Here is a 17,213-nt window from a genome sequence, read left to right as displayed (position 1 = left end):
GTGCTGCGGCCTCCCAGATGTTTATAATGGATTTTGACGGTATCCTGCTCACCGATGAAAAGAAAATAGATCCAGGCGACCTTTCCACCCTGGCAAGGCTTAGGGCTGAAAATATTATCAATGTTATTCCAACGGGCCGCAGTTTTTTTTCCTTTCAAAGGGCCCTGGATCAGATGGGCCTTTCCCCGGCCGACCAGGACGTGGATTATCTGATCTTTTCAACCGGTGCCGGGATTCATGACCTGAACCAGGACCGCCTGATTCTTTCCCATGCCATCCAGAGTCAGGAGGTCAGAAAAATCATAACTTATTTTGACGGGCTTGAATTGGACTATATGGTGCACAAGGCCATTCCTGATACCGCTTCTTATTTGTTCAAATCCCATGGAAGTTCCAATCCGGATTTTTTTCACAGAATTCAATTATACCCCTCATTGGGCAGCCCCCTTGAGGAAAAAACAGACCTTTTTGATCATGCCACCCAAGTGCTGGCCATTTTGCCGGAAGGAGCAGCCCGGGAAAGAATTGAAAAATTTCAATCGGATCTGTCCGGGTTCAGCGTTATCCATGCCACCTCTCCTCTGGATCACAAGTCGGCATGGGTGGAGGTCTTTCATAAAAATGTATCCAAAAGCCGGGCCGCCCAGTGGCTTGCCACCCGACTGGGAATCTGTCGAAAAAAGGTGATTCCCGTGGGAAACGACTATAATGATCAAGATCTTCTTGAATGGTCGGGAAGGGGGTTTTTGGTGGATAATGGCCCGGAGAACATGAACAAAAAGTTCCCCTTGGTGGGATCAAATAATCATGGCGGCGTCAGCCAGGCCGCCCGGGATGCCGGTTTTTTGGTTTAGGGGTCCTGAAAGTCTTCTTCGTAAATCCCTTTGATGTCGATGTCCGGATACAGCTTTTTACAGCACTCAGGGCAGATGCCGTGGGAAAAGATCAGATGACTGAAAAATTCTTCCACCTGCTGCCATTTTTTATTCTCTTTTTTGATGCTTTTACAATTGGCGCAGATGGAGATGGCCGGTTTTTTCTTTTCAGGGTCATGCCTGATGAATTTTTGGTGTTTTTGTCGCAGTTCAATGAGTTTGGTGATATCCCTGGCAACGGCAACGGCAACGGCAACGGCAACGGCAACGGCAACGGCAATGGCAATGGCAATGGCAATGGCAATGGCAATGGCAATGGCAATGGCACCGGCGTACTGGTTGTGGTCGTCATACATGGGGCTGCAGGCCAGCTCCACATGGACCAGGGTATTGTCCCTGTGGACCAGTTGGATTTCATAACGGCTGGTCAGACCTTTTTTCCGGACCAGGGTCTCATCAAGGATGGTAGTAAAACTTTTTCGGGTGGATATTTGTGCCAGATTCATGGTGCACAGATCTGCTTTAACATATCCTGTCATCCTGCAAAAGGCGGGGTTGGCAAAGGTCAGGTTCTCCCGGTCATCCACGGTAAACCCCCCTTCTGCAATCTGCTGGGTAATGGTCCTGTACCGGGCCTCACTTTTTTCCAGCCGTTGTCTGTATTTTTTATTCTCCCGGACCAGGTGCCGGGTTTCCAGCACCTTTTCAATCACATGGCGGATATGGGTTTGGTGATATAGTCCTTTGCACCCATCTGAAGCGCCTTGATCACATCGTTTTTTTTCCCGGCCCCGGAGACCACGATCATGGGAATTTCAGGGTTGTGTTGGTGAATGGTGGTCATGACTTCAATCCCGTCTTTTACGGGCATTCTCAGGTCGGTCACCACAATATCAATTGCTTCCCTGAAAAAAAGGTCCAGGCCGATGTCCCCGTTTTCAGCCGCAAACACCCGGTAGCCTTCATCCGTTAGAAAAGAAGAGAGGCTTTCCCTGATTGAGATTTCGTCATCTATGAGTAAAACAGTTTCTTTATGCATGATGATCTAATGCTCGAGCGATGCTAGGTTGATTGATAATTTTTGACTATATCAGATCCCGAATAAATGTCAAAGGGCTTTAATCAGTTGCTGCATGTCCCTGACCGCCGTGTCCATTCCCGTCATTACCGCCTTTGCAATAATACTGTGTCCGATGCTGAATTCGCTGATTTCACTGAGGCCTTTAAAGGCATTGATGGAATTGTAGCAGATGCCGTGTCCTGCGTTGACCGCTAAATTCAGTTTTGTAGCGATCTTGGCGGCATCCACAATCCGTGAAAATTCTTTGCGCTGATCCAGTTCTGTTTGGGCATCGCAAAAGGCCCCTGTGTGAATTTCTATTGAATCGGCATTGATTTTATGGGCTATTTTGATCTGATCCAGATCCGGATCAATAAAGATGCAGACCTTTATGCCGGCATTCTTTAAGGTGGTTACGGCTTCCTGGACGTGGGCTTGGTGGGTAATAAGATCCAGGCCGCCTTCAGTGGTCAGCTCTTCTCTTTTTTCCGGGACTAAAGTGACGGTGTCAGGTTTGATATCCAGGGCAATCCCCAGCATCTGGCTGGTGGCGGCCATTTCCAGTATCAGCCGGGTTTTCACCACCTGGCGCAATATCCTGACATCCCTTTCCTGGATATGGCGCATATCTTCTCGCAAATGGACCACAATGGCGTCCGCTCCTGCGGTTTCTGCAGCCAGAGCCGCTGCCACAGGTTCCGGATATCTCGCCCCCCTGGCCTCTCTTAAGGTTGCCACATGATCAACGTTTACTGCTAACTCTGCCATTATTCATGCCTCCGGTTTATTTGTCTATAATGAGTTTAGTTCTTTGTTTTCTTCAACAATTCGAAGCAGTTCAATACTTTTTTTTTCCATTTTTTGGGCCTGGTTTTCGCCTTGTTCATGGTCAAAGCCTAATAGATGGAGAATACCGTGAATCAAGAGCTGGGACATTCTTTCCTGAACAAGGATGCCTGCGGAGTCTGCCTCCTGCTTTGCCCGGTCCAGGGAAATCACCACATCCCCTAAAAGGCCTGGGGTGATCTCTGAAAACTGGCCTTCCTGCATGGGAAAGGACAATACATTTGTGGGTTTGTCAATTCCCATGAAATTTTTGTTCAACTCCCGAATTTGTTTATCATCCATGATCACCAGGGAAAGTTCATGATCATTACAACCCAAGGCGTTTAAGATCTGTTCGGTCTTTTGACGGATTGGGGGCGTTGGGAGTTTCGCTTCTTGCCGGTTGTCTATCAGTATCTTTAGGTGTCCCATTTTTTTCTTTTTTCTTGTCCTGTGATTTGTCCGTATATTCAATACGGCTGTGGTAAATTGAGGTCAGGATATTATTAAAGCTTTTGGCAATCTGGTGAAGATCTTTGAGGGTCATCTCGCACTCTTCCAACTGGCCGTCGGCAAAAATATCGTTGATCAGCTCCTTGACCCTGCCCTGGATCCTGGCCGGAGTGGGCCGTTCCAATGCCCGGACTGCGGCTTCCACCACGTCTGCAAGCATCACAATCCCGGCTTCCCGGGTCTGGGGTTTGGGACCGGGATACCTGAAATCTTCCTTTTTGACATTTTCATTGCCTGAGTTCAGGCTTTTATTGTAAAAATATTTGATCAAAGAGGTGCCGTGGTGCTGGATAATGCCTTCGATGATTTCATTGCCCAGCTTGTACTTTTTGGCCATTTCAACCCCTTTTTTGACATGCTGGATCAGGATCAGGGCGGACATGGACGGGGAGAGCTTGTCATGCCTGTTTTTCCCGTCTGCCTGGTTCTCGATGAAATACATGGTTTTGTCCAGCTTGCCGATGTCATGGTAATAGGCCATGACCTTGGCCTTGAGGCTGTCTGCATTGATGGCCGAGGCAGCGGCTTCTGACAGGGTGGCCACAATCACGCTGTGGTTATAGGTGCCCGGGGCCTCGATCATCAGTTTTTTGATCAACGGCTGGTCCAGGTTGGAAAACTCCAAAAGCTTGGCTGCCGTGGTGTAGTTGAACAGGACCTCGATCAAAGGGGAAAACCCCACCGTGAGTATGGCTGCTCCCACACCGCCGCAGACCGCCAGAATCACCTGCTTGGTCAAAAGCATGGGGTCCAGCTGGGCCTGGGTGAAAAACCCCAGGGCAATGGCCAGGCTGGCATTGAATAGGGCCAGCTTGAATCCGGCCACAATGAAATGGCGGCGTTCGTCTCTCTCTTTTATCCAATATGCGGCTGTAATGGAGCTTAAAAAAAAGAAAATAAAGACCTGGAAACTATTGCCAAAGGAAAGGCTGGACAGAATGGAGAGGACAAGGGTGAAAAACAGGGCAATATCAAACCCGAGGAATAGGCAGGTGATCATGGCTGCTGCCGGAATGGGCACGGCCATGTAAACGGCTCTTGATGCAAGGGCTTTGGGCATTTCTGGATTGGCTGAATGGGCCAGGTAAACCGCAAGTTCCGCAAACCCGAGATAAAGGGCCAGGCCCATGGCCAAAAAAATCATATGCTTGTTCATATCCGGTTTCAGCTTGGGATGATCTTTGAGAAAAAGATAATAAACGACCAGGATGAGAATGCAGGTCAGCATGACCAGGCCGCTCATGGACATGTAGATGTCTTTTTCAACCACCTGCTCATTCAGGGCATTCAATTTGATGCGCTTGAGTTTGTCAACCCGTTCTCCTTCCCGGATGATCATTTCTCCTGCCTTGATCTGGTAAAGGGTGGGGTTGATATTGGCCTGGGCCTGCTGAATTCGTTTTTCAGTCTCATTCTTGTTCAGGGTGATATTCGGGCGGAGCAAGCGCTGACTGATGTCCACGATAAGATTGGAAAGGCTGTAGTTCACCTCTTTTAACAGAGGCTGGCCAATGATTCTCACCATGGTTTTGGCCTGGTCAGGCCCGTAAAAGGCCTTGAGGTTTACCACCATGCGTTCTTGGCCCGACTGAATGGTTCTCAGGGAGATTCCCTTGCCTTCCTCTGCCAGAAGAATTTCCTTGTTAGCCACAATTCCGTTGGCCAGAATTTTGCCCACAATGGTGATGAAATATTGGCTTATTTTTTTTGAAAATCTTTGTTTAAAAAGTACCTGGTAAGCGCCTTTTGAGATTTCAATGCCCAGACGTTTTTCAAATTCAGGTTTCGCAGCCATGGCCATGGCAAATGTCGGCTCAGGCGGAGTGGTGACCTGGGCATCTGCAGACGGGGTCGGCAGAATAAAAATGGTGCGCCCCAGTTCCATGGCAGATTCAATATTGGCGCTGATGTCCGCAAGAAGCCTGTCGTCAAGGTCGTATACGGTCCGGATGGTTTCTTTGACCTGGTTTTTTTTGGCCTGGTTGATTTCTTTATCTTCGATGAAAAAATCTTTGGGCGCCTTAATGTCTCTGTTGACCACATCCCCGATTCTGTATGCGTAGGAGACCATATTTTGGTCAAAGGTCTGGGCGAGGGTAAACAATACCAGGATAAGAATGAGCATACCCCAGAGCAGGTAAGGGGAGGACAATAAAAATTGTCCGGTCTGTTTTATCCAGCTTTCGCTAGTTGTTTTTTTCATATGCATTTATGATGTCGGACACCAGCCGATGCCTCACCACATCTTCCTTGGAAAATTGTATAAATCCAATTCCTTTAATCCGGGTCAGGATCTTATTTGCCTCAACCAGTCCGGACCGTTTTCCGCCCGGCAGGTCAATCTGGGTGATATCTCCGGTCACAATGGCCTTGGATCCGTATCCGATCCGGGTCAAAAACATTTTCATCTGTTCCGAGGTGGTGTTCTGGGCCTCGTCCAGAATGATAAAGGCATTGTTCAAGGTCCGTCCCCGCATGAATGCAATGGGAGCAATTTCAATCAGCTCTTGTTCAATATAGGCCCTGGCTTTCTCAAAATCAAGCATATCATAAAGCGCGTCATACAGGGGCCGCAGATAGGGGTTGATTTTTTCAGCCAGATCGCCTGGCAGAAAGCCTAAAGCTTCCCCTGCTTCAACCGCCGGCCGGGTGAGTATGATTTTTTCGACATCCCCCCGGGTAAAGGCCGCCACAGCCATGGCCATGGCAAGGTAGGTCTTGCCAGTGCCTGCAGGGCCGATGGAAAAAAGAACATCATTGGTTTTAACGGCATTTGCATAGGCATGCTGGGCCGGATTTCTCGGGGTGATGGACCGGTTTTTTGCCGTGACCAAAATGGTGTTTGAGAAAAGCTCTTTTAACGGGGTCTCAGGATTTCTAACCATGGTGGAGATGGCAGCGTCCAGAACCGGAGGGGTGAGAGAAAACTTGTCCTCCAAAAGTCCGTAAAGCTGAATCAATAATGATTCGGCGGCATCGGCATTGGCCGGTGTCCCTGAAATTGAGACCTGGCTGCCCCGTGAATTGATTTGAACCTTAAATGAACTGGCAATTTTTTCCAGGTGGGTGTTGCGGGATCCAAAGAGCTTCTGGGCCAAGGTTATGTTTTGAAACTCGACATTTTTCATGGGCTATAGGGTGCATTTTATTTGCTTAAAGGTCAATAAAAATCTTGACGGGAATCAAGGCCTGCTGGTATCTGTTTATCCTTCGGAACCATATTAAAATGAAGGGAAAATATGAACTTTTTTGATCTTGGCGTTGCCGTTATTGTGGGATTTTGCCTGATCCGGGGCGGATTCAGGGGATTGATCGGAGAAGTGTCGGGTATTATCGGTGTCATGGCCGGTTTTTACGGGGCCAACACCTATTATCTGCAGCTTGTTCCCTATGTTGAGCCATGGGGGTGGTCTGCTGATGCCCAGGAACTTTTTTGTTTTTTTGCACTTTTCTGCCTGATCCTGATTCTGGTTGGTCTGTTGTCTTTTTTGATACGAAAATTGCTCCGGCTGGTCTTTCTCGGCTGGGTGGACAGGGTTTTCGGCGTTGTTTTTGGTACGGCAAAGGGAATATTAATCGTGACCATCCTCTTTATCATGGCCACGGCCTTTGCTTCGGGCACCCATGACCGGTTTAAAGATTCAAAAACAGCGCCATATCTTGCCCAGGTGGCTGATACCCTGACCCTGTTTGTTTCTCAAAATATGAAAACAGATTTTTATCAGCATCTGGAAGGGTTGAAAAAAGAGTGGAAACTATAGTCCCGCTGCTGGATATTATCCGGCGGCTCAGGGGAAAAGACGGGTGTGAATGGGATCAGAAGCAGACCCCGCTGACCATGTGGAAATGCCTGGCCGAAGAAACATATGAGCTGGAAGAGGCCATTGTCAATCAAGACCTTGAAAATATAATTGAAGAATTGGGAGATGTCCTGTTCCAGGTCTTGTTTATCCTTGAAATTTATACCCGGAACAAAGACTTTCGTTTTTCTGAGGTGATTGACGGGGTGGCCCAAAAAATGATCCGCCGGCATCCCCATGTATACGGAGATTCAGATATTGACTCGGAAGAAGCCCTTAACAGGCAATGGGAAAAGATAAAGTGCCAGGAAAAAAAGCAGGCGGGAAAGGGGGGGCGCCCGTCTGCCCTGGATGGTGTTCCCAAGGGAATGCCAGGACTTCTCAGGGCCTTGATGGTCTCCAAGTCAGCGGTTAAGGCCGGATTTGAATGGGAAAATATTGACCAGATTTTGGAAACGGCAAAATCTGAAATTTCAGAGTTTGAGGCTGCCCTTGAAAAAGGGGACAAAGATGAGTCTATGATGGAATTCGGTGATATTCTTTTTTCCCTGGTCAATGTGGCCAGGTTTGCCGGATTTCACCCGGAAACGGCGCTGTACAGATCAACATCCAAATTTGAAGGCCGGTTCAGAACCATGGAAGCCGCCCTTAAAAAAGAGCGGCAGGATTTGAAAAAGATGAGCTTGGATCAAAAGGAGGCACACTGGCAACGGGCCAAGCAGGCCTATGACAGATAATCCCCCCTCTGGAATTTAAGGTATTCGGTTTTGGCTGCCACAACAGTTTGGGTGGCAATGTTCTTTAACTGGCTGTCTTCATCCCCTAAAAATCGGGTTTCTTCAAGAAGAGCGGTTGCATCGGCATTGATTTCTTCCAGTACAGGCTCAATGTGTTTCAATGACACTTGAGGATTTTCAAGCTGGCTTACGTAATTATCAAGCATGCCGATCAGCTTGTCTGTCTTTCCTGTGACAATGGATGAAGGGGCCTCCAATTCAAATCCGGGTGATGAGATTTCCCCTAATCCCATTGCCTTTGTATCCCCTTCAGATGCGTCTGTTTTTTCAAGTGCAGAGCTGAGAAGGGAATCAAACCCCGTAGAACGTTCTCCAGCCTTTGGCTTTGCCTGGGTCTGGGTTCCCGTGGACTGCGCCATCTCATTAATCTGGTTGATATTTGCCATATTGGGCTCCTTTCAGTATTGGAGATATAAAAAGCAAAACCCATGCCAGTTTTTTAGGGCTATCGGTAAAAATATTAAAGTCGCTTAAATATCAATGGGTTGAAGGGGCAATGCTTTGTGCGGCATGCTGGGATACAGGGAGAGGGGGGAGATAAACTGGGAAAAAATTGCAGTCTATCCCAGTTCATCCATGATGGATCCGATCATTTTTTCCGCTACCTGTTCAGCATTTACCGCGTATTGGTTGGACTGAACCTGCTGTTTGAGATCTTCAACCAGTTTTTCCCTGTTTTCAGGTTCGGTTTCAGCGGCAAGTGAAATTTTCTGCAATTCCCGGGTGGTGGATGATAAATTTATTTTATCCACTCCTGAAGAGTGCTCAGGTTGTCCGGAAGGCCGTTCCAGAGATTCTTTTCCCTCTTGTTTAAGAGAGTTGGTGTAGTTTTGGCTAATATAGTTTGAATTTGTAATTTTCATGATGATTGACTCCTTAGGATTCCATATTTGTGTTAGCTACCTGGCGGGCCAGTTCTGTCATTCGTTCCACAACAAACCTGGAATCTTCTACAGATAAGGTTTGGGTAACCTTATTATTACTTTCATCGACCGTGGTGTAGGTGAATTGATTTTTACCCTTGGTAAAATCAATTTTTTTTGCCCAGTTCTTTTTCAATCTGGTCGGTAATCTGTTCTTCGTTTTTTTCTTTTGGTCCTTCGTTAATGATACGGTCAACAATGTTGGAGGCAACTTTATCAATAATCGCCTGGCGCTTCCCTTCCGAGGATATGTTTACATTGTCAGCAGATACCTTTGCCGCACCAAATTTGTTCTTGGCCAGTAGTTTTCCCTGGCTGAACTGTCTGGAATAGACCTTGAGCACATTCTGTATTTGATATGAAGGTATCTGCATTATATTTTCTCCTTAACCACAGTATCGGATAAGGGGAATCAAAACTTTAATATTTTTTTTAATCATCAAAATCGCCTTCAGGCCCTTTGTCTGAAACGATTTTAGAGGCTCTGTCCTTAATTTTTTCCCGGGTCCACTCATCTTTATTTTCAATTTTTTTGGCTTTAAAACCCGGGAAATGAGACTGGGTTTCCAGAATTTGCTGTTTTACCTGGTCTGCCGTGTCCTGGGCGTTGAATACGTCGGTGAGCAGAGTGAATACAAAATTTTCCACCCCTTTGATCATCTGCTCCCTGACCGTGGCGGGCTGGGCAAGTAAATGGCTTTCAAAGGGCAGGTTCAGCTTTTTGAAATTTCCGCCCTCCCAGCTGTTATTCTGGGCATAGGCGCATAATTTTTCCCAGTTTTCCCGGGTAATGCCTTTGTTGGATTCTTTGATGAAATTTCCATCATTGTCCATGATGGCATTTCCAAAATCATTGACCTTTACTCCCCAGGAAACCATCTGCAGGGCAGTGGCGACATTGGCTTTGGTGGTTCTGGTTTTTGCGGCAATCTGCCGAAGCTTGTCTGAATTGTTTCCTGAGGTGCCGTGCTGGGCACCTGAAACCCCGTAGGGTGCCAAGGCATCATGGATCTGAGTGGTCAGTTCCACGTTGATGCCTGTACCGCTTTGTTCAATGCCGTGGGTGGTGCCGTTGTTCAGGGCAATCCAGTCCGGAAAAATGCCGTGGGCATTGAGCCCCTGGATGAGAAACAGGGCCTCTTCGTCTGTGGATAACCCGTCTTTGCCTTTGATTTCACCGACTTCTGTTTCAAGACCGGCCCATTCCGGCACAAAGGGATAGAGTTCAAGATTGGCCAAAAGGTTCTGATCGTCGGGCATGTGTGAGGCATCAATGGCAATTGAGGTAATACCGGCATCAAACAGGGAAAGGATCTCTGTTTTTGCAGGTTCGATATCTTCATTGCACTTGATTCCGAAATGGTCAGCATGGATGGCCACGGGAATGGTAATTCCCATCTCATTCATATAGGCATCGGTCTGTCTTGCAATATTCCAAAGACTTGTGGGGCAATAGGCATTGGTGCCGCCTTCGGATCTGGCAATTTCAATGATCACCGCGGCATTTGCCCTTTGGGCCGCAGCAAGGGTGCCCCGGATGACAAATGAACTTCTGCCGTTGGCGGCAATGGTCATGCAGTTACCCTTGGCCAGCATTGCCTGATCAATATATTTGCCGCTGACAATTAATGCTTTTGAATTGGGAAAGCACTTCTTGATGTTGGGCGGTCTGCCGTAATCGAGTAAGCTCTGGAATTCTTGGGTATATATGTTGTTCATGGTAAAATTTCCTCCCAGTATTCGTCACACCTTAATATTATAAGAACAATTCTCTTTTTTTGTCATGAAACCACCCTAAAATCAAGCCTTATCAGGGAATGAATAGTTATTCATATCTAATTTTTAGAGATTTAAATATTGGGAGTTCAAGTCATTTAAACAGGGCGAGTTATAACTATCTATAAAAATTAGCTAATTTGCAACTTATTCTTTTTTGTTAAAAAAATACAGGCTTGACTTTTGTTTTAATCTATTGTTAGATTGATGAATCGTTATTCATTTGACCGGGAAAGGGGCCAAAGAATTTGCAAAAGAATAAATCTGAAAAATATCATAAAATTTTAAACAGTGCAGGGGCGGTGTTTGCCGAGTTCGGCTTTTACAAAGCCACCATCTCCCAAATCGCAGCCAAGGCCGGTGTGGCAGACGGCACCCTCTACCTTTATTTTAAGAATAAAGATGATATCCTGTATCAGTTCATCTCCTTTAAAACAGAGTCTGTTTTTCAAAAAATGAACTCCGCCGTTGCCAAGGGGACCAATGCGGAAACCAAGCTTCGCAATCTGATCCGGTGTCACCTTGAGGAATTCCAGAACGACAAGAATATGGTGATTATTTTTCAGTCAGAGGTCAGGTATCTGCGGGATATTGAATCCCAGATCAAGGATATCTCAAAGATGTATCTGGATCTTTTGTCTGATATTATCGAGCAGGGTCAGATCGACGGAACCATGCGTCAGGACCTTTTTGTGGGCCTGGTCAAGCGGTTCATTCTCGGGGCTGTGGAAGGGGTGATATCCACCTGGGTATCTGCCCATGGCAGGTATGACCTGGTATCCATGGCAGATCCGCTTGTGGATCTTTATCTGACCGGGGTGAGAGGTAAATAAACCCCATATAGTATATAAATGGTAAAAATTTGCTGAACAGGGTTTTTTGCTTGACGCCAAAGGTCATGTTTACTAAAGCTCAATGAGCCTGAATTCATTATATTAAAAATAACGGGAGGTAAGTCAGTATGTCTTCAATTATTGGTCCGGCAAGTTATCAGTTGTTCGGGTTTTTTCCAATGGTGATTCTCTCTTTTATTGTGCCCATTGCCGGTATTGGCCTGTTTACCTATATCATGGCACGGAGGATCGCCCCTCTGGTAAGGGCCAACCCGGACAACCGGTTTGACCGGATTCCGGAGCGCATTAAAAATTTGGCCATTGTCTGGCTGGGGCAGGTCCGTCAGCCCCGGTATATGCTGGCAGGAGTGTTGCATATTGTTATTTTTGCAGGTTTTTTGATCCTTTCCATTCGATCTTCAAGCCTTGTGATTATCGGAATATCCGACGGATTTGTTCTTCCCGGGTTTGACGGGGGGATCGGCGCTGTATACAATTTTTTCAAGGATTATGCAGCAACAGCCGTACTCATCGCCTGTATCATAGCGGCCATTCGGCGTGGGATTTATAAGCCGGCCCGGTATAGCGTTCCTGAAAAATACGGACATGATCATACGGCTGAAGCCGTATTCGTTCTGGGCATCATTTCAACTCTGATGATTTCAGAAAGCCTGTTTGAAGCCTCTGAGATGGCCTATGTCTTCCAGGTCACGGGAGAGTCTCATTTTGTAGCGCCCCTGTCCCTGGTCTGGATATTCAAGGCCATGCTTTCTTCTGCCTCTTTAGAGGTGTTGCAGGGTCTTCATATTTTCATGTATTATGTGCATGATCTGGCCTTTTTCTTTTTTCTCTGTTTTTTGCCCATGGGCAAGCATTTTCACGTGATCATCTCCATTTTCAACGTATTTTTCATGCGGGTGAGCAAGGGAAATATCAAACCTGTGATGCACGGGATAAAAGATGAGGAACTGGACGAACTTGAATCTTTTGGTGTTAAGACTCTTGAAGATTTTACCTGGAAGCATATGCTGGATTTTTATTCCTGTGCCGATTGCGGCAGGTGTTCTGACCAATGTCCGGCCAATGCCGTGGGCAGACCTCTTTCCCCCAGGTTTATCACCATCAAGGCCCGGGATTTGATGTTTAAGAATTATCCCATGTCAGGGGAAATCTACAAGTCCAAGATGCTGGTGGAAGATATCTATACAGAGGACGAAATCTGGTCCTGCACCACCTGTGGCGCCTGTGAACAGGAATGTCCTTTGGGCATTGAATATATTGATAAAATCGTTGACCTTCGCCGGGGCATGGTGGATGAGGGTATGGTTCCCCAGTCATTGCAAAAGCCCCTCAAAGCCCTTGAAAAAAGAGGCAATCCCTACGGTAAGATGGAAAAGAAACGGGCGGACTGGGCCAAGGATAAAGAGTTCAAGGCTGCGCATACGATCAAGGATTTGTCCAAGGAAAGTGCTGACACCCTTTACTTTGTAGACAGTATCACTTCCTATGATGATAATATCCAGGAGATTGCAAGACGGACCTCTGTTATTCTTGAAAAGGCAGGGGTTGATTTCGGTATCCTTGGCAAGGCTGAAAAGGACAGCGGCAACGAGGTTATTCGGTTTGGCGAGGAAATGCTCTACCAGGATCTTAAAGAACAGAACACCGAAGCCATTCTGGAATCCGGGGTCAAAGAGATTGTGACCGCCGATCCCCATGCCTACAATGCATTGAAAAATGATTATACAGGCCTGCCTCCGGTGCGTCATATTTCCGAAGTGGTTGCTGAAAAAATTAATACCGGTGCTTTGACCATGAAGCCCTGCAAGGATCCGAGCCAGGTTTATGTTTACCATGATCCGTGTTACCTGGGCCGCCATAACGGCCTGTATGAAGATCCTCGAGATGCTCTGGATGCCATTGACGGGCTGACACGGGTGGAACTTGAAAAGAGCCGGGACCGGTCATTCTGTTGCGGCGGCGGCGGGCTCATGCTCTTTTACGAGCCTGAAGAAGAAACCCGCATGGGGGTTTTAAGGGTGAATATGGCTGCTGAAGCCGGTGCCACGGTTATTGTGACCGCCTGTCCTTTCTGCCTGGTCAATATCCAGGATGCCATCAAGGTGGCAGGCAAGGAAGGTGAAATGGAAGCCATGGACTTTACCGAACTCATTGAGCAGCATTTAGCATAAGCAATACTTTATTGTGTACGCCTGCCGGAGACCCGGCAGGCCATAACCCCAAGTTTTAAGGAGGCGATGATGGAAATTTTGGTATGCGTCAAACGCGTTCCAGATACTGCTGAGAATGAATTTGAACTCAATTCCGACGGAAACGATCTGGACCGTGACGATCTGGTTTATTCTGTGAATGAGTGGGACAACTATGCGGTTGAAGAAGCCATTCAGATCGTGGACAACGTGGGCGGCAGCGTCACCGTGGTCACCGTGGGCGATGATGAAGCAGAAGAGGTTTTGAGACGTGAGATGGCCATGGGCGCCAACAATGGTGTCCTCCTGTCCGACGACGCCTTTGAAGGTTCTGACGGCAAAGGGATTGCCGCCATTCTCAAGGCTGAAATCGAAAAGGGCAGCTATGATCTTATCCTTACCGGTGCCCAGGCTGACGAGGGTGCAGGTCAGGTCGGCGGCATGGTTGCGGCCATGCTGGACTACCCCTATGCCTCTCTGGTCAACAAGATTGAGGTGGACGGCGACGCCAAGATCTGTGTGGGTCGTGAAATTGAAGGCGGCAACCAGGAAATGAATGAAATTGAGCTTCCCTGTGTGCTTTCCATTCAGACCGGTATTAATGAGCCCCGTTATGTGGGGATCCGCGGTATCCGTAAGGTGGCCAAGGTTGAAATTCCTGTGAAAAGCGCAGGAGATCTGGGTGTGGATGCTTCCGTTATTGGCGAAGACGGCGCCAAAACCCGGAGGGTGGATTATTTTGTACCTGACATGGGTGATGGTGCTGAAATGCTTGAAGGTTCCACCGAAGAGATTATTGAAAAATTGATTGAGAAGCTCAAAGCCAAAGGAGGACTCTAATCATGACTCAGATTTTTGCGTATATCCCTTTTAGTAACGGTGCTGCAGCAGATGTGGCATTAGAGTTCCTGGATGCGGCTAAAAAAATTGACGACGCAGCTTCTGTTACTGCCGTTGTTACAGGTTCCGGTGCAGATCTGGATACCGTGGCCAATGAAATGGCCAAAATTTATGCCCAAGTGATCAAGGTTGATGATGCAGCCCTGGCCTATCCCAATTCAGAAGTCGTGAGAAAAGCCCTGGTCAACATTGTTCCGGCCGATGCCGTTGTTCTGGTTGGACATGATACATTTGGCATGGATTTGGCTCCGGGCCTTTCCATTAAGCTTGACTCTGCCTATGCAGCAGACGTGGTTGATTTTGAAGGCCAGGACGGTTCTGCCCTTAAAATTGTCCGCCAGGAACTGGGGGGAGCTGTTTCCACCCATGTGACCTGCGATATTTCAGCAGGGGCTGTGATTACCATCCGTCCGGGCGCCTTTGCTCCGGTTGACGGCGGTGATGCAGGCGGCAATGTGACTGCAGGCGATGGTGGCGATCTTTCAGCCAAAAGAGCCTTTTTGGAAGTGGTTGAAGCTGAAGTGGGTGATGTGGATATCACCAAATCAGACGTATTGGTCTCCATCGGCCGCGGTATTGAAGATGAGGACAACATTGAAGTGGCCCAGGAACTGGCCGACGCCATGAGCGCAGTGGTTTCCTGCTCCAGACCCATTGTTGATGCCAAATGGCTTGAAAAATCACGCCAGGTCGGCACCTCCGGCCAGACCGTTAAACCCAAGGTTTATATGGCCATGGGTATTTCCGGCTCCTTCCAGCACATGGGCGGGGTAAAGGGCAATCCCTTTATCGTGGCAGTAAACAAAAACCCCAAAGCCCCTATTTTCCAGGTGGCTGATGTGGGTATTGTTGAAGATATTCTTGATTTCATGCCTGAACTCCAGGAAGCCATTGAAGACTTATAGGTTTCGCCTCTCATAAGGCTGAGCCTTAGTTTGAGATTTTTAAAGGCCCTGCATTTTTTTGCAGGGCCTTTTTGTTTTCAGGACCCGGCCGGTGAACGGGCGGGTGGTTTTAGCTAAACCGCCCCCGGTCGTCCTGACCGGGAACGCCGCGGACGGACAGCCGTCTTTGCCATCCTGGCACCCGGCAGTCCTCACGCCGCAAAAACCATCCCCCCCGCACCCCAGCCTGGATGCCCAGGCATATTAGAGGATATGGCAGAATGGAATATCCGGTTTTTTCCTTTTATCTTTCCCCTTGTAATTTCACTCAGGGTAGGGCTATTGTTTAATGGTGGTGACTGAACGCAGTTTAAATAAGCGTTTATGGTTTTAATTAAAGTTGGTTTTTTGTTCGGTTGATTTGATTCCCCAATTTTTATTATTTGGGCAAATCAATCATGTTGATTAAGGACGATGTGAGAAGGAATAATATGCCAATTACATTTATAGAAGCTGTTGCAATTTCAACCATATCTGGGGTGTTTGGCGGGATGATTGGTCCAATTGTTAGTAATATGCTCACTTCTAAGTGGTGGAAATTTACTAAGAATCATGAACTGAAGTATCAATCATTCCAATCCGCTTTGCAAGCAATTGGGAAGATGGAAGCTGATATATTAGATGTAGCACTTCAAAACCAGAAAGAATCTTATGAAGGAATTGCGCCTATTATAAATTTTCGTTCAGAAACGCGTCAATGCATTGAAAATTCAAAAGGTCTTATTCATACGTGGTTTTCAGCTGAAGTTTATAACGCGTTTGAAGGAATATTGCACACAAATTTATCATTTCATAATATTCCAAACGAAGCTCATGAGAAAGCAAAATTAGACTTCATTATAAAGGCAGCTATAGAAGTTAAAATATAAATAACATAACGCACATAATAGAGATTTTCGTTAATAAAAAAAATGTTTGATCTGTAGATTCAAGTAGTCTGTAATGCCATGTGCAGTCATTCTGTCAAAAGTTTTTTGAATTCTTGTGGCTGAATTCAATGTTAACTGTATAAAACTTTTCATCCTATAGCAAAACCCAATTCACAGTCTTGAATTATTCACCCATCTCCTGTTCAGCCAAGGCCATAAAATGGGTTAACAGGGGGGAACACCACTTTTCCGAATGCCAGATCATGATAAGGGAGACCTGGTCAGGACATGAATCAAGTTTAAGCCGGGTCAGCGTTTTTTCCTTTAGTTCATTTTTTATTGAGATGTGGGGGCAGAGGGTCAGGCCGATTCCTTTTTTCAGGCAGTTTTTCATTCCGTTGATGCTGGAAAACTCTAAGATTCTGGGACGGACATTATTTTGTTCAACCGACCGCTTGAATCGTTTTGGATAATTTCAGTCGGTTTTGGGTAAAAGAAGTGTTCGGCCTGAAAGATCCTCCATGCGGATCCGGCCCTGATTTGAAAGGGGATGATCCGCAGCGGATACCAGCCCCAAAGGTTCTGTTTTCAGCAGCTTTACATTCACCTCTTTGATATGGACGGTATCTGTGAGTAAAAAGGCCAGATCAATTCGTCCGGAGTTGAGTTCTTCTCTGAGCTGTTCGTCCGAACAATTGATGAAATCAAGGCCCACCTTTGGATGATCCATGTGAAATTTTTCAACCACCCGGGGCAGGTAAACGCTGGCAATGGTTTCAGGCACCCTCACGGTCAGGGCGCCCCTGGCATATTCATCATTGGAAAATTCTGATTGGATTTCCTCTGTCATGTCCTGCATCCGCCGGGCATAGGCATAAAGTTTTTTCC

Annotated in this window: 17 protein-coding genes and 2 pseudogenes; 8 read left to right on the top strand and 11 right to left on the bottom strand. The window is 47.0% G+C overall.

Annotated features, from left to right (window positions below):
• Positions 1-17 precede the first annotated feature (17 nt).
• The gene (locus HUN05_19910; protein ID WDP88156.1) at positions 18-854 is read left to right on the top strand and encodes an HAD-IIB family hydrolase; all 837 of its coding nucleotides are present in this window, start codon (positions 18-20) and stop codon (positions 852-854) included.
• Here the strand turns inward: HUN05_19910 and HUN05_19905 are convergent.
• The 5 genes and pseudogenes from HUN05_19905 to HUN05_19885 form a co-directional block, all read right to left on the bottom strand.
• A pseudogene (locus HUN05_19905) lies at positions 851-1,914 on the bottom strand (response regulator). The gene HUN05_19910 and the pseudogene HUN05_19905 overlap by 4 nt on opposite strands.
• 69 nt (positions 1,915-1,983) lie before the next feature.
• The gene (locus tag HUN05_19900; GenBank protein WDP87111.1) at positions 1,984-2,703 is read right to left on the bottom strand and encodes a pyridoxine 5'-phosphate synthase; all 720 of its coding nucleotides are present in this window, start codon (positions 2,701-2,703) and stop codon (positions 1,984-1,986) included.
• A 24-nt stretch (positions 2,704-2,727) separates the two neighbouring features.
• A complete protein-coding gene (gene ybeY, locus HUN05_19895) occupies positions 2,728-3,192 on the bottom strand; it encodes an rRNA maturation RNase YbeY (protein WDP87110.1) in 465 nt (154 codons plus the stop codon).
• A complete protein-coding gene (locus HUN05_19890) occupies positions 3,089-5,476 on the bottom strand; it encodes an HDIG domain-containing protein (protein WDP87109.1) in 2,388 nt (795 codons plus the stop codon). The genes ybeY and HUN05_19890 overlap by 104 nt, the downstream gene beginning before the upstream one ends.
• On the bottom strand, positions 5,460-6,401 hold the full coding sequence (locus HUN05_19885; GenBank protein WDP87108.1) for a PhoH family protein: 942 nt from the start codon (positions 6,399-6,401) through the stop codon (positions 5,460-5,462). The genes HUN05_19890 and HUN05_19885 overlap by 17 nt, the downstream gene beginning before the upstream one ends.
• Before the next feature lie 111 nt (positions 6,402-6,512).
• Here HUN05_19885 and HUN05_19880 point away from each other — a divergent pair, with 111 nt between their 5' ends.
• Both HUN05_19880 and mazG read left to right on the top strand, forming a co-directional pair.
• Positions 6,513-7,034 carry a CvpA family protein gene (locus HUN05_19880; protein ID WDP87107.1) on the top strand — a complete coding sequence of 174 codons (522 nt, stop codon included), beginning with the start codon at positions 6,513-6,515 and terminating at the stop codon, positions 7,032-7,034.
• Positions 7,022-7,810, top strand: a complete 789-nt coding sequence (gene mazG, locus HUN05_19875; GenBank protein WDP87106.1) for a nucleoside triphosphate pyrophosphohydrolase — start codon at positions 7,022-7,024, stop codon at positions 7,808-7,810. Before HUN05_19880 ends, mazG begins: the two co-directional genes overlap by 13 nt.
• On the opposite strand, the gene HUN05_19870 is transcribed toward mazG, so the two are convergent.
• The 4 genes and pseudogenes from HUN05_19870 to HUN05_19855 form a co-directional block, all read right to left on the bottom strand.
• Positions 7,798-8,256, bottom strand: a complete 459-nt coding sequence (locus HUN05_19870; GenBank protein ID WDP87105.1) for a hypothetical protein — start codon at positions 8,254-8,256, stop codon at positions 7,798-7,800. The genes mazG and HUN05_19870 overlap by 13 nt on opposite strands.
• A gap of 174 nt (positions 8,257-8,430) precedes the next feature.
• Positions 8,431-8,733 (bottom strand): flagellar biosynthesis anti-sigma factor FlgM, encoded by a 303-nt coding sequence (gene flgM, locus HUN05_19865; protein ID WDP87104.1) that lies wholly within the window; start codon positions 8,731-8,733, stop codon positions 8,431-8,433.
• A gap of 13 nt (positions 8,734-8,746) precedes the next feature.
• Positions 8,747-9,167 (bottom strand): annotated as a pseudogene (locus HUN05_19860) (hypothetical protein).
• Positions 9,168-9,225: 58 nt separating this feature from the next.
• A complete protein-coding gene (locus tag HUN05_19855; GenBank protein ID WDP87103.1) occupies positions 9,226-10,512 on the bottom strand; it encodes a class II fructose-bisphosphate aldolase in 1,287 nt (428 codons plus the stop codon).
• Positions 10,513-10,817: 305 nt separating this feature from the next.
• Here HUN05_19855 and HUN05_19850 point away from each other — a divergent pair, with 305 nt between their 5' ends.
• From HUN05_19850 to HUN05_19830, 5 genes are all read left to right on the top strand, one after another.
• Entirely contained in the window at positions 10,818-11,402 is a 585-nt protein-coding gene (locus HUN05_19850; protein ID WDP87102.1) for a TetR/AcrR family transcriptional regulator, read from the top strand.
• A gap of 128 nt (positions 11,403-11,530) precedes the next feature.
• Positions 11,531-13,594, top strand: a complete 2,064-nt coding sequence (locus HUN05_19845; protein WDP87101.1) for a (Fe-S)-binding protein — start codon at positions 11,531-11,533, stop codon at positions 13,592-13,594.
• Between the two features lie 69 nt (positions 13,595-13,663).
• Positions 13,664-14,452, top strand: a complete 789-nt coding sequence (locus tag HUN05_19840; protein WDP88155.1) for an electron transfer flavoprotein subunit beta/FixA family protein — start codon at positions 13,664-13,666, stop codon at positions 14,450-14,452.
• 2 nt (positions 14,453-14,454) lie between these two features.
• Positions 14,455-15,417: an electron transfer flavoprotein subunit alpha/FixB family protein gene (locus HUN05_19835; GenBank protein WDP87100.1), complete on the top strand. Its 963-nt coding sequence runs from the start codon at positions 14,455-14,457 to the stop codon at positions 15,415-15,417.
• 470 nt (positions 15,418-15,887) lie between these two features.
• Positions 15,888-16,325 carry a hypothetical protein gene (locus HUN05_19830; protein ID WDP87099.1) on the top strand — a complete coding sequence of 146 codons (438 nt, stop codon included), beginning with the start codon at positions 15,888-15,890 and terminating at the stop codon, positions 16,323-16,325.
• Positions 16,326-16,509: 184 nt separating this feature from the next.
• Here HUN05_19830 and HUN05_19825 read toward each other — a convergent pair whose 3' ends face one another.
• The gene (locus tag HUN05_19825; GenBank protein WDP88154.1) at positions 16,510-16,746 is read right to left on the bottom strand and encodes a hypothetical protein; all 237 of its coding nucleotides are present in this window, start codon (positions 16,744-16,746) and stop codon (positions 16,510-16,512) included.
• Between the two features lie 54 nt (positions 16,747-16,800).
• Positions 16,801-17,175: a LysR family transcriptional regulator substrate-binding protein gene (locus HUN05_19820; protein ID WDP87098.1), complete on the bottom strand. Its 375-nt coding sequence runs from the start codon at positions 17,173-17,175 to the stop codon at positions 16,801-16,803.
• Positions 17,176-17,213: the final 38 nt, after the last annotated feature.

It is taken from the genome of Desulfobacter sp., from assembly GCA_028768545.1.
GTDB lineage: Bacteria > Desulfobacterota > Desulfobacteria > Desulfobacterales > Desulfobacteraceae > Desulfobacter.
This window is presented reverse-complemented; position numbering and strand designations above follow the sequence as displayed.